General features: G+C 67.0%; 24 protein-coding genes. 21 read left to right on the top strand and 3 right to left on the bottom strand.

What is annotated here, in order from left to right:
* Nucleotides 1-40: 40 nt before the first annotated feature.
* Both B9P64_RS17580 and B9P64_RS17575 read right to left on the bottom strand, forming a co-directional pair.
* Entirely contained in the window at nt 41-670 is a 630-nt protein-coding gene (locus B9P64_RS17580; RefSeq protein WP_085317305.1) for an MOSC domain-containing protein, read from the bottom strand.
* 129 nt (nt 671-799) lie between these two features.
* Nucleotides 800-2,665: a phosphoenolpyruvate carboxykinase (GTP) gene (locus tag B9P64_RS17575; protein WP_085317304.1), complete on the bottom strand. Its 1,866-nt coding sequence runs from the start codon at nt 2,663-2,665 to the stop codon at nt 800-802.
* Between the two features lie 347 nt (nt 2,666-3,012).
* Here B9P64_RS17575 and B9P64_RS17570 point away from each other — a divergent pair, with 347 nt between their 5' ends.
* Both B9P64_RS17570 and B9P64_RS17565 read left to right on the top strand, forming a co-directional pair.
* Nucleotides 3,013-4,050: a D-2-hydroxyacid dehydrogenase family protein gene (locus tag B9P64_RS17570; RefSeq protein ID WP_085317303.1), complete on the top strand. Its 1,038-nt coding sequence runs from the start codon at nt 3,013-3,015 to the stop codon at nt 4,048-4,050.
* 8 nt (nt 4,051-4,058) lie between these two features.
* The gene (locus tag B9P64_RS17565) at nt 4,059-6,584 is read left to right on the top strand and encodes a PAS domain S-box protein (RefSeq protein WP_085317302.1); all 2,526 of its coding nucleotides are present in this window, start codon (nt 4,059-4,061) and stop codon (nt 6,582-6,584) included.
* 12 nt (nt 6,585-6,596) lie between these two features.
* On the opposite strand, the gene B9P64_RS17560 is transcribed toward B9P64_RS17565, so the two are convergent.
* A complete protein-coding gene (locus B9P64_RS17560; RefSeq protein ID WP_085317301.1) occupies nt 6,597-7,451 on the bottom strand; it encodes an IclR family transcriptional regulator in 855 nt (284 codons plus the stop codon).
* 315 nt (nt 7,452-7,766) lie between these two features.
* Between B9P64_RS17560 and B9P64_RS17555 the strand changes: the two genes are divergently transcribed.
* From B9P64_RS17555 to atpG, 19 genes are all read left to right on the top strand, one after another.
* Entirely contained in the window at nt 7,767-8,552 is a 786-nt protein-coding gene (locus tag B9P64_RS17555) for an ABC transporter ATP-binding protein (RefSeq protein ID WP_085317300.1), read from the top strand.
* Nucleotides 8,552-9,307, top strand: coding sequence for an ABC transporter ATP-binding protein (locus B9P64_RS17550; protein ID WP_085317299.1), 756 nt, complete (start codon nt 8,552-8,554; stop codon nt 9,305-9,307). The genes B9P64_RS17555 and B9P64_RS17550 overlap by 1 nt, the downstream gene beginning before the upstream one ends.
* Nucleotides 9,308-9,337: 30 nt before the next feature.
* Nucleotides 9,338-10,543: an ABC transporter substrate-binding protein gene (locus B9P64_RS17545; protein ID WP_085317298.1), complete on the top strand. Its 1,206-nt coding sequence runs from the start codon at nt 9,338-9,340 to the stop codon at nt 10,541-10,543.
* A gap of 78 nt (nt 10,544-10,621) precedes the next feature.
* Complete coding sequence (locus B9P64_RS17540; protein ID WP_085317297.1) at nt 10,622-11,509, top strand: branched-chain amino acid ABC transporter permease; 888 nt, start codon at nt 10,622-10,624, stop codon at nt 11,507-11,509.
* Nucleotide 11,510: 1 nt separating this feature from the next.
* Entirely contained in the window at nt 11,511-12,497 is a 987-nt protein-coding gene (locus tag B9P64_RS17535) for a branched-chain amino acid ABC transporter permease (RefSeq protein ID WP_085317296.1), read from the top strand.
* A 133-nt stretch (nt 12,498-12,630) separates the two neighbouring features.
* Entirely contained in the window at nt 12,631-13,416 is a 786-nt protein-coding gene (locus tag B9P64_RS17530; protein ID WP_085317295.1) for a hypothetical protein, read from the top strand.
* A gap of 117 nt (nt 13,417-13,533) precedes the next feature.
* Nucleotides 13,534-15,468, top strand: coding sequence for a tRNA uridine-5-carboxymethylaminomethyl(34) synthesis enzyme MnmG (gene mnmG, locus B9P64_RS17525; protein WP_085317294.1), 1,935 nt, complete (start codon nt 13,534-13,536; stop codon nt 15,466-15,468).
* On the top strand, nt 15,468-16,202 hold the full coding sequence (rsmG, locus tag B9P64_RS17520) for a 16S rRNA (guanine(527)-N(7))-methyltransferase RsmG (protein WP_085317293.1): 735 nt from the start codon (nt 15,468-15,470) through the stop codon (nt 16,200-16,202). Before mnmG ends, rsmG begins: the two co-directional genes overlap by 1 nt.
* Nucleotides 16,203-16,273: 71 nt before the next feature.
* The gene (locus tag B9P64_RS17515) at nt 16,274-17,044 is read left to right on the top strand and encodes a ParA family protein (protein ID WP_085317292.1); all 771 of its coding nucleotides are present in this window, start codon (nt 16,274-16,276) and stop codon (nt 17,042-17,044) included.
* A 13-nt stretch (nt 17,045-17,057) separates the two neighbouring features.
* The gene (locus B9P64_RS17510) at nt 17,058-17,606 is read left to right on the top strand and encodes an RBBP9/YdeN family alpha/beta hydrolase (protein ID WP_085317291.1); all 549 of its coding nucleotides are present in this window, start codon (nt 17,058-17,060) and stop codon (nt 17,604-17,606) included.
* 20 nt (nt 17,607-17,626) lie between these two features.
* Nucleotides 17,627-18,508 (top strand): ParB/RepB/Spo0J family partition protein, encoded by an 882-nt coding sequence (locus tag B9P64_RS17505; RefSeq protein WP_085317290.1) that lies wholly within the window; start codon nt 17,627-17,629, stop codon nt 18,506-18,508.
* A 2-nt stretch (nt 18,509-18,510) separates the two neighbouring features.
* Nucleotides 18,511-19,731: a threonine ammonia-lyase gene (locus tag B9P64_RS17500; RefSeq protein WP_085317289.1), complete on the top strand. Its 1,221-nt coding sequence runs from the start codon at nt 18,511-18,513 to the stop codon at nt 19,729-19,731.
* A gap of 371 nt (nt 19,732-20,102) precedes the next feature.
* On the top strand, nt 20,103-20,447 hold the full coding sequence (locus tag B9P64_RS17495) for an ATP synthase subunit I (protein ID WP_235840027.1): 345 nt from the start codon (nt 20,103-20,105) through the stop codon (nt 20,445-20,447).
* Between the two features lie 3 nt (nt 20,448-20,450).
* A complete protein-coding gene (atpB, locus tag B9P64_RS17490) occupies nt 20,451-21,272 on the top strand; it encodes a F0F1 ATP synthase subunit A (protein WP_085317288.1) in 822 nt (273 codons plus the stop codon).
* A 65-nt stretch (nt 21,273-21,337) separates the two neighbouring features.
* Complete coding sequence (gene atpE, locus B9P64_RS17485) at nt 21,338-21,580, top strand: F0F1 ATP synthase subunit C (RefSeq protein ID WP_085317287.1); 243 nt, start codon at nt 21,338-21,340, stop codon at nt 21,578-21,580.
* A gap of 116 nt (nt 21,581-21,696) precedes the next feature.
* A complete protein-coding gene (locus tag B9P64_RS17480; RefSeq protein WP_085317423.1) occupies nt 21,697-22,167 on the top strand; it encodes a F0F1 ATP synthase subunit B in 471 nt (156 codons plus the stop codon).
* A gap of 36 nt (nt 22,168-22,203) precedes the next feature.
* The gene (locus tag B9P64_RS17475; protein ID WP_085317286.1) at nt 22,204-22,737 is read left to right on the top strand and encodes a F0F1 ATP synthase subunit delta; all 534 of its coding nucleotides are present in this window, start codon (nt 22,204-22,206) and stop codon (nt 22,735-22,737) included.
* Between the two features lie 43 nt (nt 22,738-22,780).
* Complete coding sequence (gene atpA / locus B9P64_RS17470) at nt 22,781-24,328, top strand: F0F1 ATP synthase subunit alpha (RefSeq protein ID WP_085317285.1); 1,548 nt, start codon at nt 22,781-22,783, stop codon at nt 24,326-24,328.
* A gap of 77 nt (nt 24,329-24,405) precedes the next feature.
* Nucleotides 24,406-25,287 (top strand): F0F1 ATP synthase subunit gamma, encoded by an 882-nt coding sequence (gene atpG / locus B9P64_RS17465; RefSeq protein WP_085317284.1) that lies wholly within the window; start codon nt 24,406-24,408, stop codon nt 25,285-25,287.
* Nucleotides 25,288-25,313 lie beyond the last annotated feature (26 nt).

Genomic DNA, 25,313 nt, shown 5'->3' with positions numbered 1-25,313 from the left:
GTTTGACCCGAGACCCCAGCCGCGCGGTGTGCGGCCGCTTTCAGGCCAGCCCGAAGCCCGCGCGCTGCTTGCGCGTGGTGAGCGCGAACTGCTCGGTGATGGTGAGCACGCGGTCGCCGGCGATCAGCTCGAAGCTTTCGCCCGCCGCCAGCTCGCCGCTGCGCCGCACCTCGCAATACCAGCCGCAGACGCCGGCCTGAACCATCATCTTGGGTGCATGTTTGAAGCCCATCGCCGCCGCGAACTTGTAGCAGGGCTGGCGCGGCTCGGTCACCACCAGCTCCACCTCGCCAAAGCGCATGCGGTCGCCGATCCAGACTTCGCTTTCGAGCAGGCCGGCGATGGTCAGGTTCTCGCCCAGCGCGCCCCAGGGCAGATCGGGCAGCTCGGCATAGGGAATGACGCCGGCTTCCATCACCCGGCCCTCGGGCCGCAGCGCCTGGCGCCGCATGGTGTTCCACAGCGCGTAATGCTCGGACGGGTAGACGTACACCGCCTTGCCGAGGCCGCCATGCACCGACAGATCGACCTGCTCGTCGCCCTCGATGCCGAGCGGGCGCACCGTGGAGCGGCCACCCTCGACGGGCGTTTTCACATAGGCCGACATGACCTTGCCGTGCGCGGTTTCGAGCGGCGCGGCGCGCCCGGCGGAGATGGAGAGAAGATGCATTTGGCGTGCGGGAATTGATTGAAATCGGAGCCGCCAGTCTAAGCCGCTCGCCGCGCGGGCTGCCATCGCAAACCCGCGGGCGCTGCGGCCGGCGCCCGCATTGCACGGGCGCCGTGGTTCAGGCTGCGGTCAGGCCGCGAGCCGCTTCTCGAAGTCGGCCTTGATCTCTTCGAGCCGTGCCGGCAGCTTGTCCTGCAACTTGGCGAACAGCTCGGCATGCAGCGCGAATTCCTGCTGCCAGCCGTCGCGGTCGATGCTGGTCACCTTGCCGAACTGCTCGCGCGAAAAGTCGAGGCCGCTCCAGTCGAGGTCGTCGTACAGCGGCGTGACGCCGAACACATGCTCGGTGCCGGCGCCGGCCTGGCCTTCGATGCGGGCAATCATCCACTTGAGCACGCGCATGTTGTCGCCGAAGCCCGGCCACACGAACTTGCCGTTCTCGTCGGTGCGGAACCAGTTGACGCAGAAGATGCGCGGTAGCGTGGCGCCGGTGCTTTGCAGCTTGGCGCCCAGCCGCAGCCAGTGCGCGAAGTAGTCGGCCATGTGATAGCCGCAGAACGGCAGCATCGCGAACGGATCGCGCCGCACCACGCCCTGCTGGCCGGCAGCGGCGGCGGTGGTTTCCGAGCCCATCGTCGCGGCCATGTACACGCCCTCGTCCCAGCTGCGCGCCTCGGTCACCAGCGGCACCGTGGTGCTGCGGCGGCCGCCGAAGATGAAGGCGTCGATGGTCACGCCTTCGGGGTCGTCCCAGGCCTCGTCGATGACCGGGTTCTGGCCGGCCGGCACGGTGAAGCGCGCATTGGGGTGCGCCGCCTTGCGGCCGGTTTCCCTGGCGATCTCGGGCGTCCAGTCCTTGCCCTGCCAGTCGATCGCGTGCGCGGGCGCCGGGCCCATGCCTTCCCACCACACGTCGCCGTCGTCGGTCAGCGCGACGTTGGTGAAGATCACGTTCGCCTTCAGCGAGGCCATGCAGTTGAAGTTGGTCTTCTCGTTCGTGCCCGGGGCCACGCCGAAATAGCCGGCTTCGGGATTGATGGCGCGCAGGCGGCCGTCGGCGCCCGGCTTGATCCACGCAATGTCGTCGCCGATGGTCGTGACCTTCCAGCCGCCGAGGCCGGCGGGCGGGATCAGCATCGCGAAGTTGGTCTTGCCGCAGGCCGACGGGAAGGCCGCCGCGACGTGGTACTTGCGGCCCTCGGGCGAGGTGACGCCGAGGATGAGCATGTGTTCGGCGAGCCAGCCGGTGCCGTCCTGCTCGGCGGCCTTCAGGCCCATGTTCGACGCGATGCGCAGCGCGAAGCACTTCTTGCCGAGCAGCGCATTGCCGCCGTAGCCCGAGCCGAACGACCAGATCTCGCGCGTGTTGGGGAAGTGGACGATGTACTTGGTGTCGTTGCACGGCCAGGCCACGTCGGCCTCGCCCTCGGCCAGCGGCTTGCCCACGCTGTGCACGCAGGGCACGAATTCGCCATCGGTGCCGAGCACGTCGTAGACGGCGCGGCCCATGCGCGTCATCGAGCGCATGTTCACCACCACGTAGGGCGAGTCGGTCAGCTCGATGCCGATGTGCGCGATCGGCGAGCCGAGCGGGCCCATCGAGAACGGGATGACGTAGAGCGTGCGGCCCTTCATGCAGCCGTCGAACAGGCCCTTGAGCGTCGCGCGCATCTCGGCCGGATCGGTCCAGTTGTTGGTCGGGCCGGCGCCTTCGGGCGTGTCGCTGCAGATGAAGGTGCGGTCCTCGACGCGCGCCACGTCGCTCGGGCTGGACCAGGCGAGGTAGCTGTTGGGGCGCTTGGCGTCGTTCAGGCGACGCAGGGTGCCGCTGTCGACCATTTGCGCGCAGAGTCGGTCGTATTCCTCTTCCGAGCCGTCGGCCCAGTAGACCGAATCGGGCTTGGTGAGCGCCGCGATGCTTTGCACCCAGGCCACCAGTTTCGGGTTGCGGACATAGTCGGGTACACCCAGACGGGCGCTGTCTGCTTGATTCATGAAGTGCCTCTCCCTCACATCACATTGACGAAATCCCGGGCCGGCGGCGCTCGGTCGGCGCCGCTGCTGGCCGCATGCGTTCGCGCGCAGTCGTTATTGCTTTTCTTGAGCCGATGAACATAACCGGTCGTTCGGGCCGTCACGGCTGGCAACTTCCGGCAGCTGCCACGCAGGGGAAACCAGCGGATTGCGGCGGTCCATCACCCGGACTGGCGAGGGGAGGGCGCGGGGCCGTGCGGCGGCATTGCGCATATCACGATGCGCAATGCCGCATTGTGGAACGCAATCGGCCGGCCCTGGCCCGCCTCGGCTTTCGCTTTTCACACGCATCCACGACCATTGCAGTCATGAACATTGCCGTACTCGATGACTACCAGGACGCGGTGCGTCACCTCGACTGCTTCAAGCGGCTCGATGGACACACCGTCAAGATCTTCACCAACACCGTCAAGGGCGTGGGGCAGCTGAGCGTGCGATTGCGCGATGCCGAGGCGCTCGTGCTGATCCGCGAGCGCACCCGGCTCAATGCCGCCGTGCTCGACAAGCTGCCCAACCTGCGCGTCATTTCGCAGACCGGCCGGGTCGGCCGCGACCCCGACAGCCATCTCGACATCGCCGCCTGTACCGCGCGCGGCATTGCCGTGTTCGAGGGCCAGGGCGATCCGACCGCCGCCGCCGAACTCACCTGGGCGCTGGTGCTGGCGGCCCAGCGCCGGCTGCCGCAATACGTGGGCAAGCTCATCCACGGCGCGTGGCAGCAGTCGGGCCTGCGCGGCGCGACCATGCCGCCCAATCACGGCCTGGGCCGGGTGCTGCGCGGCTCGACGCTCGGCATCTGGGGCTATGGCCGCATCGGCCGGCTGGTGGCGGGCTATGGCCGCGCCTTCGGCATGAAGGTGATGGTCTGGGGCAGCGACAAGTCGCGCGCGGCGGCGGTGTCCGACGGCTATCTGGCGGCGGCCTCGCGCGACAGCCTGTTTGCCGACAGCGATGTGCTCAGCGTGCATCTGCGGCTGGTCGAGGCCACGCGCGGCCTGATCGGCCATGAGGACTTGCAGCGCATGAAGCCGACCGCGCTGTTCGTCAACACCAGCCGCGCCGAGCTGGTCGAGCCCGATGCGCTGCTGCGCTCGCTCAACAACGGCCGGCCGGGCTTTGCCGCACTCGACGTGTTCGAGTCGGAGCCGATCCTGCAGGGCCATCCGCTGCTGCGGCTCGAAAACACCATCTGCACGCCGCACATCGGCTATGTGGAGCGCGACAGCTACGAGCGCTACTTCGGCGAAGCCTTCGACAATCTGCTCGCCTACCTGGCCAACGACAGCGCGCGCATGCATCCCAAGCTGGTCAATCCCGAGGCCCTGACGGCCCGGCAACGCAGCTGAGGCCGGCGATGGACAGCGACTCGGCCAAGCAGTTCGGCGCGCATGCCAGCGCCTTCGAGCTGTCGCCGATCGCGACGGCGTTGCTCGATGCCGAGCTGCGGCTGCGGGTCTGGAATTCGGCGATGGCCGAGCTGACCGGCGTGCCGGCTGCGGTCGCGCTGGGACGTCGGCCGAGCCAGGCGCTGCCCGAGCCGATGGCGAGCCAGATCGAGGCGACCGCGCGCCGCCTGCTCGACGGCCCGGGCCGCGACCAGTCGCGCGAAGCCTTCACCTGGGACGAAGGCCCGCAGCGGCGGCGCTGGCTGAGCCTGCACCGGCGCGTGCTGCGCGACGCCGCCGGCAGCGCCACCGGCCTGCTGCTGCATGCCACTGACGCCACCGAGGAACGCATGCTCGGCCAGCATGTGGATGCGCTGCGCGAGGCGCTCGAATCGGCCGGCCTGCTGGTGCTGCGCTACGACCGCGACGGCCGCGTGGTCGATGCCAACGCCACCGCCCAGGCGGCGCTCGGCCACGGCCGCGCCGAGCTGCTCGGCATGGACATCTTCGAGCTCGACGCCGATTCGCCGCGCAGCAATTTCGGCATCACCTGGGCCCGGCTGATGCAGACCCACGGCCACTACTACCAGACCCGGCTGCGCCGCCGGGATGGCAGCCTGCTGCCGGTGGAAGTGTTCTGCGCCTTCTCGGCGCTGGGCGGCGACCCGACCGTGTTTGCGCTGGCGCGCGATCGCAGCGCCGAGCTGGAACAGCAGCAGGCGCTGCTGCACTCGTTTGCCGAGACCCGTGCCATCGTCGAGAGCGCGCCGCTCGGCATCGTGTTCTTCAAGGACATGCAGCCGGTGCGCATCAGCCAGCACATGAGCACGCTGCTCGGCTATGACGCCGGCGAGCTGCGCCTCATCGACTGGACCCGGCTGGTGGAGTCGGAAGCCGAGGTGCGCTCGCTGGCCGCCACCGCCATGACCGCGCTCGATACCGGTCGCGCCTTCACGCTCGAATGCCGGCTGCGTCGCAAGGACGGCCAGCCGTTGCTGTGCCGGGTGTACGGCGCGCCGATCGGCAACACCCACTGGCGCAGCGCCGGCGCGGTCGTGTGCCTGCAAGACATCACCGAGCAGCGCGCCATCGAGAAGGCGCTGCGCAATGCGTTGCGCGAGCTGTCGCTGGTGTTCGACAGCGCGGTGCTGGGGCTGGTGCATGTGGCCAATGGCCGCATCGTGCGCGCAAACCCGCATTTCGAACGCCTCTTCATGCAGTCGCCGGGCGCGATGCATGGCGCCGAGGTCGAGGCGCTGTTCGACGATCCGGACGAGTTCGCGCGGCTGCGTGCGCGCTTCGCGCGCGAGGACGGCCGGCGCGGGCCCTATCAGTTCGACTGCCGGCTGCGACGCGGCGACGGCAACCGCTTCTGGGCCGTGGTGCATGGCAGCTGGCTCGACACCGGCCGCGACGACAGCTGCGCCACCATTGCCGCCATCGTCGACGTGACGCGCGAGCGCGAATCGGAGCAGGCGCTGCGCGAGTCGGAGGAGCGCTTCCGGCTGTTTGCCGAGAACATCGGCAGCGTGTTCTACATCGGCGATGCCGGCAGCGGCGAGATGCTCTACATCAACGCGCGCCAGTACACCGACATCTTCGGCGCCAGCCCCGAGACACTGCGCCACGATGTCTTCGGCGCGCTGTGCCATGTCGATCCCGACGATCACGCGCGCATCCGCGCCTATGTGGAGCGCGAGTACGACGACGAGGCCGAGGGCGGCGTCGACTTCCGCATCCTCAATCCGCTCAAGGGTCGGCGCGTCGGCCATCTGCGGCTGTATCGGCGCCAGCTTGCCAACGGACGGCTGATGAACCTCGCCATCGTCGACGACGTGACCGAGCAGCGCCATTCGGAGGAGGAGCGGGTGCGCGCGCTGGAAGAGCAGCGCGACCTGCTGGTGCGCGAGGTGCATCACCGGATCAAGAACAATCTGCAAGGCGTGGCCGGCCTGTTGCAGCAGACCGCGCGCAGCCGGCCGCAGCTGGCCGACATGCTCACCGAGGTGGTCGGGCAGATCCAGGCGATCTCGCAGGTGCACGGCCTGCAGATGCGCGCCCGCGAGGCGCTGCCGCTGCTGGCGATGGCCAAGGCGGTGGTGGGCAATGTGGGCTCGCTCTACGACATGCGGTTTGCCGTCACCGAGACCGGCGACTGGCTGGCCGACGTGGTGCTGCCCGAGCAGGAGGCGGTGCCGCTGGCGCTGGTGCTCAACGAACTGGGCACCAATGCGGTCAAGCATCGCCGGCCGCAGGCGCCGGTGCTGGCGCACTTCGCCGCCGAGGAGGATCGCGTGGTGGTCACGCTCACGCACGAGGGCCGGCTGCCCGAAGGCTTCGACCTGGCGCGCATCGGACGAGCCACGAGCGGGCTGGGGCTCATCAAGTCGCTGCTGCCGCGCCGGGGCAGCCAGTTGCAGCTGTTCGACGACGGCGCCTGCGTGGTCACGCGGCTCACGCTCAGCCCGCCGGCGATCGCGCGCAAGGGCGGCTGAGCCGCGCCGGCGTCAGCGCCGCTGGCGCCGGCGCGCGGGGCTTGCCGCGTCGCCCTGGCTTGCCGCCATCGCGGACTTGGATGCGGCTGCGGGCGCGCGCGCGGCGCCAGCGCTGCTGCCGCCCAGTCGCGCGCTGATCTCGGCCGCGAGCCGCAGCACCGCCTGCGTGGCGCGCTCGCGCTGGGCCGTGGCCGGCTCGTTCTCGAACAGGCTGACCGACACCGCGCCAACCGCGCGCGCGCTGCCGGCCGCGCACACCGGCGCGCCGTAGAACAGCAGCCCGTCGCGCACCTCGCCGGCATCCACCGACCAGCCGCGCGCACGGATGTCTTCCAGCTGGAGCAGCAGCGCATCGAGGCTCTCGACGCTGTTGCGCGTGAGCGCGCGCGGCCAGCGCCCGCGCAGCAGCCGGCGCACTTCGTCGGGTGGCAGCGTGGACAGGATCGCCTTGCCGGTGGCGGTGAACGCCGCCGGCAGCCGCATGCCGGTGCGGAAGTTGAGGCCGATCGGATGCGAGCCGTTGCGATGCGCGAGGTAGACCGTGTCGCACTGGTCGACGGTGGCGAGCAGATAGGCCACGTCGCGCTCGGCAAGCCGGTCGAGCGCCAGGCCGAATTCGCGCGTGAGATCGGTCTGCTCGGTGAAGGCTTCGGCATAGCGCGCGATGGCCGGGCCGATGCGATAGAGGCCGCCGGTCTCGCGATGCAGCTGGCCCACATGCGCGAGCGTGCCGCAGAGGTTGTGCGTGGAGCTGCGTGGCAGGGCGAGGCGTTCGGCGAGTTCGGCCACGGTCATGCCGTGCGGCGAAGCGGCGACCAGATCGAGGATGGCGGCGGCGCGTTCCAGCGCCGGTACGAGGACGGACATGGTCCAGCTCCTTCCTTGCCGCGCCCGCGAGCGGACGCACTCATGCGCGGCGCCGCAATCTATCCAGCCGGTTGAACGCGGTTCAATAGGTTGTATCTACATTGGTGTTTGTCCGCAGAGTCAGTGCCCCACCCGTCCCGCATGATTCGCCCCGCACTGCACCGAAAGGGCAGTGAAAAAAGAGAGCGGAATCCGCCATAGCAAAGAGACAGAGTTGGGAGACAGCGGCGGCATCGATGACGGTGTTGCCGCACGGAACGACGGCGCGGAGTCCACAAGGCCCGCGCCGTCGGGACGCTTGAGAGGAGTAAGGCGATGGCCAACGGACATCCCCAGGATTGCATCCTCGAAACTCGCGGCATGACCAAGGAGTTTCGCGGTTTCATCGCCGTCAACGATGTGAACCTCAAGGTCCGTCGCGGCGACATCCATGCGCTCATCGGCCCCAATGGCGCCGGCAAGACCACCTGCTTCAACCTGCTGACCAAGTTCCTCGCACCCACGCGTGGAACCATCCTGTTCAACGGCGACGACATCACCGGCCTCAAGCCTGCGCAGATTGCGCGGCGCGGCGTGATCCGCTCGTTCCAGATCTCGGCCGTGTTCCCGCATCTGACGGTGCTCGAGAACGTGCGCATCGGCCTGCAACGCAATACCGGCTGGTCGTTCCGCTTCTGGCAGAGCGCCAGCAGCCTCAAGGTGCTCGATGCGCGCGCGCTGGAGCTGCTCGAACAGGTCGATTTGCAAGGGTTTGCAAAGACGCTCACGGCCGATCTGCCCTATGGCCGCAAGCGCGCGCTCGAAATCGCCACCACGCTGGCGATGGAGCCCGAACTCATGCTGCTCGACGAGCCGACCCAGGGCATGGGCCATGAGGACGTGGATCGCGTCACCCAGCTCATCAAGAAGGTGAGTGCGGGCCGGACCATCCTGATGGTCGAGCACAACATGAACGTCATCTCCAGCATCGCGGATCGCATCACGGTGCTGGCGCGCGGCGCGGTGCTGTGTGAGGGCGATTACGCCGAGGTGTCGCGCGATCCGGCGGTGCTCGAGGTCTACATGGGCACGTCCGAAGTGGAACTCGAAGGGGCGCACTGATGGATGCCGTGGTGGAACAGATGGCGGCCGCGCATGGCGCCGCGTCGCGCCCGCTGGTGCTCGACATCGCCGACCTGCACGCCTGGTATGGCGAGAGCCACATCCTGCACGGCGTGAACATGCAGGTGCGCCAGGGCGAGGTGGTGGCGCTGCTGGGCCGCAACGGCGCGGGTCGCACGACGACCATGCGCGCGATCATGGGTCTGACCGGCGCGCGCAAGGGCTCGATCAAGGTCGGCGGCGTCGAGACGATTGCGCTGGCCACGCACCGCATCGCGCGCCTCGGCATCGGCTTCTGCCCCGAGGAGCGCGGCATCTTCGCGTCGCTGAGCACCGAGGAAAACCTGCTGCTGCCGCCGCGTCTGCCGACCGACGGCAAGCCGATGAGCATCGACGAGATCTACGCGATGTTCCCCAACCTCAAGGAACGCGCCAAGAGCCCCGGCACGCGGCTGTCGGGCGGTGAGCAGCAGATGCTGGCCGTGGCCCGCATCCTGCGCACCGGCGCCAACCTGCTGCTGCTCGACGAAATCTCCGAAGGCCTGGCGCCGGTCATCGTCCAGGCGCTCGGGCGGCTCATCACCACGCTCAAGGCCAAGGGCTTCACCGTGCTGATGGTGGAACAGAACTTCCGTTTCGCGGCGCCGCTGGCGGACCGCTTCTACGTGATGGAGCACGGCGCGATCGCGATGGAATTCGCGGCCGCCGAACTGCCCTCGAAGCAAGCCACATTGCATGAGCTGCTCGGGGTCTGACGTTCGTTTTCATGTGACCAAGGAGACAGCATGAAACTCAAGCACGTTGCGATCGCCACGCTTGCCGCGCTGGGCGTCGCACAGGGCGCGCAGGCGCAGATATCGGGCGACACCGTCAAGATCGGCTTCATCACCGACATGTCCGGCCTGTACGCCGACCTCGACGGCCCGGGCGGCGCCGAAGCCATCAAGATGGCCATCGCGGATGCGGGCGGCTCGGTGGCCGGCAAGAAGATCGAGTTCATCAGCGCCGACAACCAGAACAAGGCCGACGTGGCCGCGAGCAAGGCGCGCGAGTGGTTCGACACCCAGGGCGTGGACATGATCGTCGGCGGCACCAACTCCGCCGCCATGCTCGCCATCAGCAAGGTCGCGGCCGAGAAGAAGAAGCTGTTCATCGTGGTGGGCTCGGGCTCCACGCGCATCACCAACGAGGACTGCGCGCCGGCCAGCACGCTGCACTACGCCTACGACACGCGCGCGCTCGGCTACGGCACGGGCTCGGCGGTGACCAAGGCGGGCGGCAAGAGCTGGTTCTTCCTGACCGCCGACTACGCCTTCGGCCAGTCGCTGGAGAAGGACACGAGCGACGTGGTCAAGGCCAACGGCGGCACCGTCACGGGCAGCGTCAAGCATCCGCTGTCGGCCAGCGATTTCTCGTCTTATCTGTTGCAGGCGCAGTCGAGCAAGGCGCAGATCCTGGGCCTCGCCAATGCGGGCGGCGACACCATCAACGCGATCAAGGCGGCCAACGAATTCGGCGTGACCAGCACGATGAAGCTGGCCGGCCTGCTGATGTTCATCACCGACATCCACGCGCTCGGCCTCAAGGCCACGCAGGGCATGTACCTGACCGACAGCTGGTACTGGAACCAGTCGCCCGAGTCGCGCACCTGGTCGCGCCGCTACTTCGAGAAGATGAAGAAGATGCCGTCGTCGGTGCAGGCCGCCGACTACTCGGTGGCGAGCAACTATCTCAAGGCCGTGGCGGCCGCCAAGACCGACGACACCGATGCCGTGCTCAAGCAGCTCAAGTCGGCGCCGATCAACGACTTCTACGTGAAGAACGCCGTGGTGCGCGACGACGGCAAGGTCGTCCACGACATGTTCCTGTACCAGGTCAAGACGCAGGCCGAGTCGAAGGAGCCCTGGGACTACCTCACGCAGGTGGCGGTGGTGCCGGGCGACAAGGCCTACAACAGCAAGGCCGAATCGAAGTGCGCGGCCTGGAAGTAAGCCGCTGAGCCGAACGCGGGCCGGAAAGGGCATGCCCTGCCGGCCCGTTTTTCTTCCTTCTTCCGCAACGAGATCGCCATGACCGAACTCTTCGGCGTTCCGCTTCCCGCGTTGCTCGGGCAATTGCTGCTCGGGCTCGTCAACGGTTCGTTCTACGCGATCCTGTCGCTCGGGCTGGCCGTGATCTTCGGGATGCTCAACGTCATCAACTTCGCCCACGGCGCGCTGTACATGATGGGCGCCTTCGTGGCGTGGATCGGGCTCACCTACTTCAACCTCAACTACTGGGTGATGCTGGTGCTGGCGCCGCTGGTGGTGGGCGCCTTCGGCATGGTGATCGAGCGGCTGCTGCTGCGCTGGCTCTACAAGCTCGACCATCTCTACGGGCTGCTGCTCACCTTCGGCATCACGCTCATCGTCGAGGGCGTGTTCCGCTCGGTGTACGGCGTGTCGGGCCAGACCTATCCGGTGCCCGATGCGCTGCGTGGCGCGACCAATCTGGGCTTCATGTTCCTGCCCAATTACCGCGCCTGGGTGGTGCTGGCGTCGGTGGTGGTCTGCATCGCCACCTGGGCCATCATCGAGAAGACCAGCCTCGGCGCCACGCTGCGCGCCGGCACCGAGAACGCGCGGCTGGTGCAGGCCTTCGGCGTGAACGTGCCGCTGATGATCACGCTCACCTATGGCTTTGGCGTCGCGCTGGCGGCGTTTGCCGGCGTGCTGGCGGCGCCGGTGTTGCAGGTGTCGCCGCTGATGGGCGGCAACCTGATCGTGGCGGTGTTCGCGGTGGTGGTGATCGGCGGGATGGGCTCGATCCTGGGCTCGATCCTCACCGGTCTCGGGCTTGGCGTGATCGAGGGCTTCACCAAGGTTTTCTATCCCGAGGCGGCCAACACGGTCGTGTTCGTGATCATGGCCATCGTGCTGCTGCTGCGGCCGGCCGGGCTGTTCGGCAAGGAGCGTTGAGATGGGCTCGCAGACCAGGTTCGTTGGCTACTTCACGCTGTTTGCGCTCATCGCGCTGATGCCGGTGCTGGGCGTGTATCCGGTGTTCGTGATGAAGGCGCTGTGCTTTGCGCTGTTCGCCTGCGCGTTCAATCTGCTGATCGGCTTCACCGGGCTGCTGTCGTTCGGGCATGCAGCCTTCTTCGGCGCGGCGGCTTATGCGGCCGGCTATTCGATGAAGGTGTGGGGCTTTCCGGCGCCGGTGGGGCTGGCCTTCGGCGCGCTGGCCGGGGCGGCGCTGGGCTTCGTGTTCGGCACGCTGGCGATCCGGCGCAGCGGCATCTACTTCACGATGATCACGCTCGCGCTGGCGCAGATGGTGTTCTTCATCTTCCTGCAGGCACCGTTCACGGGCGGGGAGGACGGACTGCAATCGGTGCCGCGCGGCAGCTTTCTCGGCATCGATCTGGCGAGCGACATCAAGCTCTACTACGTGGTGGCGGGGCTGTTCACGGCGGCGTTCTGGTTCATCCATCGCATCGTGCATTCGCCGTTCGGGCAGGTGCTCAAGGCCATCCGCGAGAACGAGCCGCGCGCCATCTCGCTCGGCTACGAGGTCGATCGTTTCAAGCTGCTGGCCTTCGTGCTGTCAGCAGGTCTCGCCGGGCTGGCAGGCGCGATCAAGACCACGGTGCTCGGCTTTGCCACGCTCACCGACCTGCTGTGGACCACGTCGGGCGCGGTGATCCTGATGACGCTGGTGGGCGGCATGGGCACGCTGGTCGGGCCCATCCTCGGCGCGGTGCTGATCGTGGCGCTGGAGAACAAGGTGGGCGACCTGGGCACCGGCCTCGCGTCGCTGACCGGCGTGGACTGGTTCAACTCGCTCGGCGAATCGGTGCAGATCGTCACCGGCCTGATCTTCGTGATCTGCGTGCTCGCTTTCCGGCGCGGCGTGGTGGGCGAGGCCGATGCGCTGGCAGCCCGTCTCTCGAAGAGCGCCCGTTAGCGTGATGGGCGTCACGGGCGGCTACCGGCGGAGAAACCCGCTTCACCGCTGCTCGGACAACCGGTGTTCAAGGTTTCGGTAACCCGTGTGAGCGCCTAGGATGCGCAGGTTTACGGAACCACTTCACGCATCCTTGGACGACGCCCACCTCTTCGGTCGCACCGCCGACGGCACGAAGGAAATCCTCAGCAAGTCCGGCCGCCTTACCCAGAGTGAGCGGCTGGTGCTGATCGTCATTTCCGAGCCGGTCAGCGTCGAGCGACTCATCCTCAAGCTGCCAAGTCTGTCGGCCGACCGGGTGCGGCGCGCGGTGCAGCGGCTGGTCGATCTGCGGCTGATCTATGAGCTGCTGCTGGAGCCGGATGCCACGCTGCCGCCGGTCGAGAACATTCCGGTCGCGGTGGCCCAGGACTTCCTGCGGCAGAACGAGGCCGATCCGGTGTCGCAGGTGGTCACGGGCGATGAACTGGGCACATCGATGCGCATGCGCGCCTTTGCCGATTCGGTCTGGGTCGGCAGTCCGCCGCCGGTGGTGGCGGGCGAGGCGATTCCGCTGTCGGCACTGTTCAAGGCTGGCGGGGCCAGCGAGCCGGTGCGCCGGGTGCCGACCGATGAGCTGGAGCAGATTGCGCGCGCGCGCATCCGCGCCGACATCCAGGCGCGCCGGCTCCAGCGCGAGCGCAGCGAACGCCACGACGCCGATCAGCGCATCCAGCAGCTCGAAGCCAGCTTTGGCAGATCGCTCGGCGCAGGGCGTCGACGCAGCAGCCGGCCGGCATGGTCCGAGCCGCCGCAGGTGCGACATATCGCGCGTCCGCGTGGCAACAATGGGCTGACGACCGGCGTGCTCCTGTTTCTGCTGGCGCTGGCGGCGTTGTTCGGCGCGGTGTCGGCGCTGGTCACGCTGCTGCATCTCTGAGATCGCGGCAAGCCGCCGCACTGTTCCACGTGAAACGAAGACCGCCTGCCGGCTTGCGCTGGCAAGGGCTAAGTGACTGATCCGCCTATACTTTCGTTTTGCCGCAGGTGACCTCCCATGCTCTATCCCAAGGAATTCGACGTGATCGTGATCGGTGGCGGCCATGCCGGCACCGAAGCCGCGCTGGCCGCCGCCCGCATGGGCTGCGCCACCTTGCTGCTTACGCACAACATCGAAACGCTCGGGCAGATGAGCTGCAATCCGTCCATCGGCGGCATTGGCAAGGGTCATCTGGTGAAGGAAGTGGACGCGCTGGGTGGCGCCATGGCGGCGGCCACCGACGAGGGCGGCATCCAGTTCCGCATTCTCAACAGCAGCAAGGGACCGGCGGTACGCGCGACCCGCGCCCAGGCCGACCGCATTCTCTACAAGGCGGCGATCCGGCGCCGACTCGAGAACCAGCCCAATCTCATGCTGTTCCAGCAGGCGGCGGCCGACCTGATGGTCGAGGGCGATCGGGTGGCCGGCGCGGTGACGGAAAGCGGCATCCGCTTTCGCGCCCGCACGGTGGTGCTGACGGCCGGCACCTTTCTCGACGGCAAGATTCACATCGGCCTCAACAGCCATGCGGGCGGGCGCGCGGGCGATCCGCCGTCGGTGGCGCTGTCGGCGCGGCTCAAGGAACTCAAGCTGCCGCAGGGCCGGCTCAAGACCGGCACGCCGCCGCGCATCGACGGGCGGACCATCGACTTCAGCGTGATGACCGAGCAGCCCGGCGATCTCGACCCGGTGCCGGTGTTCAGCTTTCTCGGCTCGGCGAGCCAGCATCCGGCGCAGCTGCCGTGCTGGATCACGCACACCAACGAGCGCACGCACGACATCATCCGCGGCGGCCTCGACCGCTCGCCGATGTACACCGGCGTGATCGAGGGCGTGGGTCCGCGCTACTGCCCGAGCATCGAGGACAAGATCCACCGCTTTGCCGACAAGGCATCGCACCAGATCTTTCTTGAGCCCGAAGGACTGACCACGCACGAGTTCTATCCCAACGGCATCAGCACCAGCCTGCCGTTCGATGTGCAACTCAACCTCGTGCGCTCGATGCGCGGACTTGAAAACGCGCATCTGCTGCGGCCGGGCTATGCGATCGAGTACGACTACTTCGATCCGCGCGAGTTGAAGTCGAGCTTCGAGACCAGGTCCATCGGCGGGCTGTTTTTCGCGGGCCAGATCAATGGCACCACGGGCTACGAGGAAGCCGCCGCGCAAGGGCTGCTGGCTGGCGTGAATGCGGCCTTGCAGGCGCAGGGCAGGGAAGCGTGGTCGCCCGGGCGCGGCGAGGCCTATCTGGGCGTGATGGCCGACGACCTCATCACGCGCGGCGTCACCGAGCCCTATCGCATGTTCACGTCGCGCGCCGAGTTCCGCCTGAGCCTGCGCGAGGACAACGCCGACATGCGACTCACCGAGATCGGCCGCAAGCTCGGCTGCGTCGACGATGCGCGCTGGGACGCCTTCAATCGCAAGCGCGACGCTGTTTCACGTGAAACCGAACGGCTGAAGTCGATCTGGGTAAATCCACGCATGGCCGAAGCCGCGCAGATCGCCGACATCCTCGGCACGCCGATTGAGCGCGAATACCGGCTGGCCGATCTGCTGCGCCGCCCCAACGTCAGCTACGCCGCGCTCATGACGCTGCCCGCCGCACAAGCCGATGCGCCGGTCTTCGCGCCCGGCCAGCCCGGCAGCAGCGCGCTCGAAGCCGACCGCCAGATGCGCGAGCAGGTGGAAATCGCGATCAAGTACGCCGGCTACATCGACCGCCAGGCCGACGAAGTCGCGCGCAACGCCTCGAACGAGAACACGCGTCTGCCGGCCGAACTCGACTACGCAGCGGTGCCCGGCCTGTCGATCGAAATCCGCCAGAAGCTCGCGCGCCACCGGCCCGAGACCATCGGTCAGGCATCGCGCATTTCGGGCGTGACGCCGGCGGCGATTTCGCTGCTGCTGGTCCATCTCAAGAAGAGCGCGCCGCGCCGCAGCGTCGCGTGATGGCCGGCCAGACCTCGCGCAAGGCCAAGCCGCGCAGCGCCGATTTCGACAGCCTGCGCCCCGACTTCGAGCGCCGCCTCGACGCCGCCGCCCTAGCGCTCGGCCTCACGCTCGCGCCGGCGCAGGTAGCCGCGCTGCTCGACTACCTCGCGCTGCTGTCGCGCTGGAACGGCGCCTACAACCTCACCGCCGTGCGCGATCCGGCCGAGCAACTCGTGCTGCATCTGTTCGACTGCCTCGCCGTCGTGCCGCCGCTCGCCGCTCGCCTTGCCGACGGCGACACCGTGGTCGACGTGGGCTCGGGCGGCGGCCTGCCGGGCGTGGTGCTCGCCATCTGCCTGCCGCGCGTCGTCGTGCACACGGTCGATGCGGTGGGCAAGAAGGCCGCGTTCGTGACCCAGGCCAAGGGCGCGCTCGGCCTCGCCAACCTGCATGCGCATCACGCGCGCGTCGAGGCGCTGCTGCCGGGGCGCGACCTCGCGCCGGCGCGCGTCGTCGTCTCGCGCGCCTTCGCCTCGCTGCTCGACTTCGTGAGCCTCACTGCCGCGCTGCTCGGACCGCAAGGCGAATGGGCCGCGATGAAGGGCATCGACCCGCAAGCCGAGCTGGCCGAACTGCCCGCCGGGCTGCGCCATCTCGGCACTCAACGCCTCGAAGTGCCCGAACTCACCGCTGAACGGCATCTGGTCTGGCTTGCGCCGCCAGCCGGTCATGACGCAGTGCAGCGCGCTTGAGTACCATTGCCGACCCTGCGCATCACCCATCCCGCCGTCTTCCGGCCCCGTTTTTCCTCCCGCAACACCCCATGGCCAAGACTTTTTGCATTGCCAATCAGAAGGGCGGCGTCGGCAAGACGACGACCAGCGTCAACCTTGCCGCCGGGCTCGCGGCGCTCGGCCAGCGCGTGCTGCTCGTCGATCTCGATCCTCAGGGCAATGCCACGATGGGCTCGGGCATCGACAAGTCGGCGCTCGGCGCCACCGTGTACCAGGCGCTGATCGGCAGCGCCGACGTGGCCGGCGTGCGCGTGCGCAGCGAGGCCGGCGGCTATGACGTGCTGCCGGCCAACCGCGACCTCGCCGGCGCCGAGGTGGAACTGGTCGGTCTCGACGCGCGCGAATCGCGCCTCAAGACGCTGCTGGCGCCGGTGCAGGGCGATTACGACTTCATCCTGGTCGACTGCCCGCCGTCGCTGTCGCTGCTCACGCTCAACGGCCTGTGCGCCGCCGACGGCGTGGTGGTGCCGATGCAATGCGAGTACTTCGCGCTCGAAGGGCTGAGCGATCTGGTCAACTCGATCAAGGCCGTGCACCGCAATCTCAACCCGCAGCTCAAGATCATCGGCCTGCTGCGGGTGATGTTCGATCCGCGCATGACGCTCCAGCAGAACGTGAGCGAGCAGCTGGTTCAGCACTTTGGCGACAAGGTGTTCAACACCATCATTCCGCGCAACGTGCGGCTCGCCGAGGCGCCAAGCTATGGCCTGCCCGGCGTCTGCTTCGACCGCGCCAGCAAGGGTGCCCAGGCCTATGTGGCCTTCGGCGCCGAACTCGTCGAGCGCGTGAAGGCGCTCTGAACCGGAGCCATCCATGCCGCTGCGCCTGCTCACCCTGCCTGGCTGGCAGGGCTCGGGTCCGTCCCACTGGCAGACCGCCTGGGAACACTCGCACGGCGCGGATCGCGTCGAGCAGGCGGATTGGAATGCGCCCGATCCCGATGCCTGGGCCGCCGCGCTCGACAGCGCGTTGGCCGAGGACGACACGCCGGCGATGCTGATCGCGCACAGCCTGGGCTGCGCGCTGGTGGCGCACTGGGCGGCGCAGCGCGGACAGTTCCTGGGCCGTGCGGCCGGCGCCTTTCTGGTGGCGCCGCCCGATGTCGAGCGCCCGAGCGCGCCCGACGCAGTGCGCGGCTTCGCGCCGCTGCCGGCCGGATCGCTGCCGTTTCGCGCGCTGGTCGTGGCATCGACCGACGACCCCTACTGCGGCTTCATGCGCGCCGGCATGCTGGCGACGCGCTGGGGCGCGGAGTTTGCGAGCGTCGGCAATCTCGGCCACATCAATGCCGACAGCGCGCTCGGCGACTGGCCCGAAGGCTGGGCACTCTTCGCCGCCTGGGCCTCGGCCCGCGACGACTGATCCACCCCACACGCATCCACATGGCGACCAAGAAACTCAAGGGACTGGGCCGCGGCCTCGAAGCGCTGCTCGGACCGGGCGCAAGCGATGGCCTCGGCGACAACGCAGCCACCGATCAGCCCGGCGAGCTCGCGCTCGACCTGCTCCAGCCCGGCAAGTACCAGCCGCGCACCCGCATGGACGAGGGCGCGCTGCTGGAGCTGGCCGACAGCATTCGCGCGCAAGGGCTGATGCAGCCGATCCTGGTGCGCGCCGTCGGGGCAGGGCGCTACGAGATCATCGCCGGCGAACGGCGCGCGCGCGCCGCGCGGCTGGCCGGGCTCGACAAGGTGCCCGTGCTGCTCAAGGACGTGCCCGACGAGTCGGCCGCCGCGATGGCGCTGATCGAGAACATCCAGCGCGAGGACCTCAATCCGCTCGAAGAAGCGCAGGGCGTCGAGCGGCTGATCCGCGAATTCGGCCTCACGCATGAGGAGGCGGCCAAGGCCATCGGCCGCTCGCGCAGTGCCACGTCCAACCTGCTGCGGCTGCTTAATCTGGCCAAGCCGGTGCAGCAGATGCTGCTCGCCGGCGACATGGAAATGGGCCATGCGCGCGCACTGCTGGCGGTCGATGCGGCGACGCAGATCCAGCTCGCCAACGAGGTGACGGCGCGGCGCCTGAGCGTGCGTGACACCGAAAAGCTCGTGACCCGCAGCCAGCAGGCGGACGACCCGAAGGCGAATGCCAAGGCCCAGGCGCGCAACCGCGATCTGGTGCGGCTGGAGGAAGAGCTGTCGGATGCGCTCGCGACCAAGGTCGAGATCCGTGTCGGGCAGAAGGGCGCGGGCAAGCTGGTCATCGACTTTGCGAGCTACGAACAGCTCGACGGCATCATCGAAGGGCTGCGCGTCGAGCGCTGACCATGAGCGCGCCTGATGTCGCAGCAGTCGGCCTCGATGTGGTGCGTGCCGCCGCCGCGCTGCTCGACGGCCAGATCGTGCGCACGCCCTGCCTGCACTCGCGCACGCTGTCGCGCATCGTCGGCGCCGAGGTCTGGCTCAAGTTCGAGAATCTGCAATTCACCGGCGCGTTCAAGGAGCGCGGCGCGCTGGTCAAGCTGGCGTCGCTCACTGGCGAGGAGCGCGCGCGCGGCGTGATCGCGGCTTCGGCCGGCAATCATGCGCAGGGCGTGGCGTATCACGCGCAGCGGCTCGGCATCCCGGCGACCATCGTCATGCCCGTCTACGCGCCGCAGGTGAAGGTGGACGGCACGCGCGAATTCGGCGCCGAAGTGGTGCTGGCCGGCGAGAACTTCGACGCCGCGCGCGACACCGCGAATGCCATCGCCGCCGAGCGCGGGCTGGTGTTTGTCCATCCCTATGACGATGCGGCGGTGATCGCAGGGCAGGGCACGATCGCGCTCGAAATGCTCGACGCCGTGCCGGCGCTCGACACGCTGGTCGTGCCGATCGGCGGCGGCGGGCTCATCGGCGGCATGGCCGGCGTGGCCAGGGCGCTGAATCCGGCCATCGAAGTGTTCGGCGTGCAGGCGGCGCGCTTCCCGTCGATGTGGGCCCTGCGCCATGGCCAGTCCGCGACCTATGGCGACGCCAGCATCGCCGACGGCATTGCGGTCAAGTCGCCGGGCGTCATCACGCGTGAACTGGTTGCGCGCCATGTGCGGGATGTGCTGCTGGTCGACGAGGGCGACATCGAGCAGGCCATCGTCATGCTGCTGGAGATCGAGAAGACGGTGGTCGAAGGCGCAGGCGCGGTCGGGCTCGCCTGCCTGCTGCGGCACCGGGAGCGCTTTGCCGGTCGGCGCGTGGGGCTGGTGCTGTGCGGCGGCAACATCGATCCGCGTCTGCTTGCGGACCTCATCGAACGCGGACTGGCTCGCTCCGGACGGCTCGCGCGCATCGTCGTGGCGGTGCGCGATGTGCCGGGCGGACTGGCGACCGTGGCCCGGCGGGTCGCCGAACTCGGCGCCAACATCGAGCAGATCGAGCATCGCCGGATTTTTTCGGCGCTGCCGGCCCAGACCGCCGAGGTCGAGCTCGTGCTGCGCACGCGTGACGCGGCCCATGTGGCCGAATTGCGGCGCGCGCTGGAAGCAGCCGGTTTCGGTTTGCGGCCCGAATAAACCGTACGTGAACGCCGGGAATGGGGCAGAATCGCCCGCGTTTTGCTTTCATCCGACTGACAAAACGCGTTTTTTGTCTTTGCTGCACCGCAACGATGCTTGCATGCACAAATGCCAACAAAGGTTCCGCACCGGTTTGACGCCGAATTGTTGATAAACGTAAAATCAGCCGGTTTTCTGAATCGCCCTTCTCTGTACGGCAATCAGTGCTTTTCCGGGAGTAGTTCCCCGAGGATCGCCAGGGCCGACACTCACGAGCAGCCGAACGCGCTCTCCCGCCACAAGCGGACGCGTTTGTCCTGCGGCCGATCAGGAAGCGGGCCCATCAGCACCGCACAGACGGTGCGCAGGCGCCGCAAGGATTCGATGAATTGCCTCTGAAGATCGTTCTCGCGCAGTTGGCCGTGACCCTGGGTGTCGCGCTTTGCTCTGGAGCGATCGGCGGCGTGCGCGCGCTGATCTCGGCCGGGCTCGCGGGGCTTGCTTGCGTGTTGCCCAATGCGCTTTTCGCGTTGCGGCTTGCACTCGCGGTTCGTCGTCCTGGCGGTGCCAATCCGGCCAGCTTTCTCATCGGCGAGTTCGTGAAGGTCTTGCTCACGATCGTCTTGCTGTTCGCCGTCGCGAAAGGGATTCGGGATTTGTCGTGGCCGGCCTATATCGCCGGCATGATCGCGGCGCTGCAAAGCGTCTTTGTCGTCTTGTTGATCAGGAAGTAGCGAATGGCCGCCGAACAGCACGCTCCGACAGCATCCGAATACATCGTCCACCACCTGACCCATCTGTCGTCGAAGCATCAGGGCTTCATCGTCGACATGTCGGTCATCAATCTCGACACGGTCTTCTGGGGCATCGTCACCGGCCTCGCGGCCATCACCATCCTGTTTCTGGCCGCCAACAAGGCCACCGCAGGCGTTCCCGGACGCTTTCAGGCGTTCGTGGAAATGATGGTCGAGATGGTCGACGAGCAAGCCAAGTCGATCGTGCATGGTGATCGCAGCTTCATCGCACCGTTGGCCCTCACCGTCTTCGTGTGGGTCGTGCTGATGAACTCGCTCGACTTCCTGCCCGTCGATCTGCCGGGCCGCGTCATCGAATGGCTTGGCCTCGAACACAGCATCCACTATCACCGCATCGTGCCGTCGGCCGATTTGAACGGCACCATCGGCCTTTCTCTCGGCATCCTCATCCTGATGCTGTACTACGGCATCAAGATCAAGGGCGCGGGCGGCTTCATCCACGAACTCTTCGCCGCCCCCTTCGGCATCGCGCTCGCTCCCGCCAATTTCCTACTCAACCTCATCGAGTACGCCGCCAAGACGGTCTCGCTCGGCATGCGGCTGTTCGGGAACATGTACGCCGGTGAGCTCGTGTTCATGCTGATTGCTCTGATGGGCGCGACCAACATTCCTGCGCTCTGGGGCATGCACTTCGTTGCAGGCCTGATCTGGGCGATCTTCCACATCCTGATCGTGGTGCTGCAGGGGTTCATCTTCATGATGCTGACGCTGGTGTACATCGGCCAGGCGCACGAAGGGCACTGATTCCACGATCGGCCGCTTTCCAATCTCGTTTCCACAAATCCCAACTTTCCCACCAAGGAGTCATCATGACCAACGTCGCTCTCGTCGCTCTCGCTTGCGGTCTGATCATCGGTCTGGGTGCCATCGGCGCCTGTATCGGTATCGCCCTCATGGGTGGCAAGTACCTCGAAGCCGCTGCTCGCCAGCCCGAGCTGATGAACACGCTGCAAACCAAGATGTTCCTGCTGGCCGGCCTGATCGACGCCGCCTTCCTGATCGGTGTCGGTATCGCGATGATGTTCGCGTTCGCCAACCCGTTCCAGGGCTAATCCAGAGCGAAAAACGAGAGGCTTGCGGGCCACCGATATAGGTCCGCCAGCCACTGTTTCAGTTTGGATTGCGGCCGCGCCAGATGCGCGGGGCCGTCGACGCCGCGAGGAATACCGTGAATCTGAATTCGACCCTCATCATCCAGTGCCTGGTGTTCTTCGCCTTGGCCTGGTTCACGATGACCTTCGTCTGGCCGCCCCTTATCAAGGCGCTCGACGAACGCCGTGCCAAGATCGCCGAAGGACTCTCTGCCGCCGACAAGGGCAAGGAAAGTCTCAAGGAAGCTCAAGTCACCATTGGCAAGCTCGAAGCCGAAGCCCGTCAGCGCGCTGCCGAGATCGTCGCCCAGACCGAAAAGCGCGCCCAAGCGCTGATCGACGAAGCCAAGGCGCAAGCCAAGGCCGAAGGTGAACGCCTCTTCGCTGCCGCCAAGGCCGAGATCGAACAAGAAGCCAATCGCGCCAAGACTGCCCTGCGCGATCAGGTTGCCGCGCTGGCCGTCGCCGGTGCCGAGCAGATTCTCCGCAAGGAAATCAACGCCCAGGCACACGCCGATCTGCTGTCGCAGCTCAAGGCCCAGCTCTGACGGATTTCCGTCCAACCGTTCGTTCAGGATCGATCCATGGCGGAAATCTCGACGATCGCCCGGCCTTATGCCGAGGCGCTGTTCCAGGTCGCGAAGCAGGGCAACCTGCAAGAGTGGGCTGACACCGTGAGCCAACTGGCGCTCATCGCTGCCGACCCCCAGGTCGTCGCGATCGTCGGTGATCCGCACACGACCGACACCCAGCTGTTCGACCTCTTCAGCGGTGTGCTTGGCGGTTCGCTGCCGGGCAATGCCGTGGGCCTGCTGCGCACGTTGATCGAGAACGGTCGGCTCGCACTGCTGCCCGAGATCGCGCGTCAGTTCGCCTTTCTCAAGAACGCCCATGAAGGCATCGCCGACGCGGACATCACGAGCGCCTTTGCGCTCGATGACGCCCAGGTGGCCGAATTGGTTGCCGCGCTCGAACGCAAGTTCGCGATCAAGCTGCGCGCCAAGGTGACGGTCGATCCGTCGCTGATCGGCGGCGTGCGCGTCGCGGTCGGCGACGAAGTGCTCGACACCAGCGTGAAGACGCGCCTCGAACAGATGCGCACCTCGCTGACGGCCTGAGCCACCCGGCGCCAGCCCCAGGATTCAAATACGGAGAGTGACGATGCAACTCAATCCTTCCGAAATCAGCGAACTGATCAAGAGCCGGATCCAGGGCCTTGACGCTTCGGCGGAAATCAAGAACCAAGGCACGGTCGTCTCGGTGACCGACGGTATCGTGCGCGTGCACGGCCTGTCCGATGTCATGCAGGGCGAAATGCTCGAGTTTCCCGGCGGCTCGTTCGGCCTCGCGCTGAACCTCGAGCGCGACTCGGTGGGCGCGGTGATTCTGGGCGACTACGAGCACATCAAGGAAGGCGACACCGTCAAGTGCACGGGCCGCATCCTGGAAGTGCCCGTCGGCCCCGAACTGCTCGGCCGCGTGGTGAACCCGCTCGGTCAGCCGATCGACGGCAAGGGCCCGCTGAATGCGAAGCTCACCGACGTGATCGAAAAGGTCGCGCCGGGCGTCATCGAGCGTCAGTCGGTCGACCAGCCGGTGCAGACCGGCCTGAAGGCCATCGATTCGATGGTTCCCGTCGGACGCGGCCAGCGCGAACTGATCATCGGCGACCGCCAGACCGGCAAGACCGCCGTGGCTGTCGACACGATCATCAACCAGAAGGGCAAGGGCATCTTCTGCGTGTACGTGGCGATCGGCCAGAAGGCCTCGACCGTCGCGAACGTGGTGCGCAAGCTCGAAGAAACCGGCGCCATCGCCTACACCATCGTCGTGGCTGCCACGGCGTCGGAATCGGCCGCGCTGCAATATCTGGCCGCCTACTCGGGCTGCACGATGGGCGAGTACTTCCGCGATCGCGGCGAAGACGCGCTGATCGTCTATGACGACCTGACCAAGCAAGCCTGGGCCTATCGTCAAGTGTCGCTGCTGCTGCGCCGCCCGCCGGGCCGCGAAGCCTATCCCGGCGACGTGTTCTATCTGCACAGCCGCCTGCTCGAACGCGCTGCCCGCGTGAACGCCGACTATGTCGAGAAGTTCACCAACGGCGCCGTCAAGGGCAAGACCGGTTCGCTGACCGCGCTGCCGATCATCGAAACGCAAGCCGGCGACGTGTCGGCCTTCGTTCCGACGAACGTCATCTCGATCACCGACGGCCAGATCTTCCTGGAAACCGACCTGTTCAACGCCGGCATCCGTCCCGCCATCAACGCGGGTATCTCGGTGTCGCGCGTCGGTGGTGCGGCCCAGACCAAGATCATGAAGCGCAAGGACACCGGCGCCGGCGTGCGTCTGGCCCTGGCCCAGTACCGTGAACTCGCGGCCTTCGCCCAGTTCGCTTCGGACCTCGACGACGTGACCCGCAAGCAGCTCGAACGCGGCCGCATCGTCATGGAACTGATGAAGCAGGCCCAGTACCAGCCGCTGCAGGTGTGGGAACAGGCGCTGACGCTGTTCGCCGTGAACAACGGCTACTTTGACGACATCGAAGTCAAGAAGGCGCTCGATGCCGAAAAGGCGCTTCGCGAATTCGTGAAGAGCAAGTACGCCGCGTTGGTGTCGACCGTCGAAGCCAAGAACAACCTCGACGCAGATTCCGAAAAGGCGCTGCACGAGGCCGTCAAGGATTTCAAGAAGACCGGCGCCTACTGATCAGCGCGTGAAGCGTCGGCCGTGCACCAGCGCGGTCGGCACCGACTGATTGTGTAAGCCACTCCCGGGGATTCGATATGGCGGGCTCCAAAGAAATCCGTACCAAGATCAAGAGCGTCCAGAACACGCGCAAGATCACCAAGGCGATGGAAATGGTCGCCGCGTCCAAGATGCGCAAGGCGCAGGAACGCATGCGTGCGGCCCGCCCCTACGCGGACAAGGTGCGCAACATCGCCGCGCACCTGAGCGAGGCCAATCCCGAGTACAGGCATCCCTTCCTCGTGCGTCGCGAGACCGTCCGCAATGCGGGCGTGATCGTGGTCACGACCGACAAGGGCCTGTGCGGTGGCCTGAACACCAATGTGCTGCGCATCACCCTGGCCAAGCTGCGCGAGTTCGACGCGGCCGGCGTCAAGGTGCAGCTCACGGCCATCGGCAACAAGGGCCTGGGCTTCCTGAACCGGGTCGGCGGCAAGGTCGTGTCGCAGCTGACCCAGCTCGGCGACACGCCCCACCTCGAAAAGCTGATCGGTCCGATCAAGGTCCAGCTCGACGCCTACGAGCGCGGCGAGATCGACGCGGTCTACCTCTGCTACACGAAGTTCATCAACACGATGAAGCAGGAGCCGGTGATCGAGCAGCTGCTGCCGCTCACGTCGGACAAGTTCGCGCAGACGGAAGCCGAAAAGGCTGCCTACGGCTGGGACTACATCTACGAACCCGATGCCAAGTCGGTCGTCGATGAATTGCTTGTGCGCTACCTCGAAGCGCTGGTGTATCAGGCCGTGGCCGAGAACATGGCGTCCGAGCAATCGGCGCGCATGGTCGCGATGAAGGCTGCCTCGGACAACGCGAAGAGTGTGATCGGCGAGCTCCAGCTCACCTACAACAAGGCGCGTCAGGCTGCGATCACGAAAGAACTCTCCGAAATTGTCGGCGGCGCTGCTGCGATCGGCTGATCGGGACCGGATTCAATATTCCAAGG

Source organism: Derxia lacustris, assembly GCF_002105195.1.
Lineage (GTDB): Bacteria > Pseudomonadota > Gammaproteobacteria > Burkholderiales > Burkholderiaceae_E > Derxia > Derxia lacustris.
This window is presented reverse-complemented; position numbering and strand designations above follow the sequence as displayed.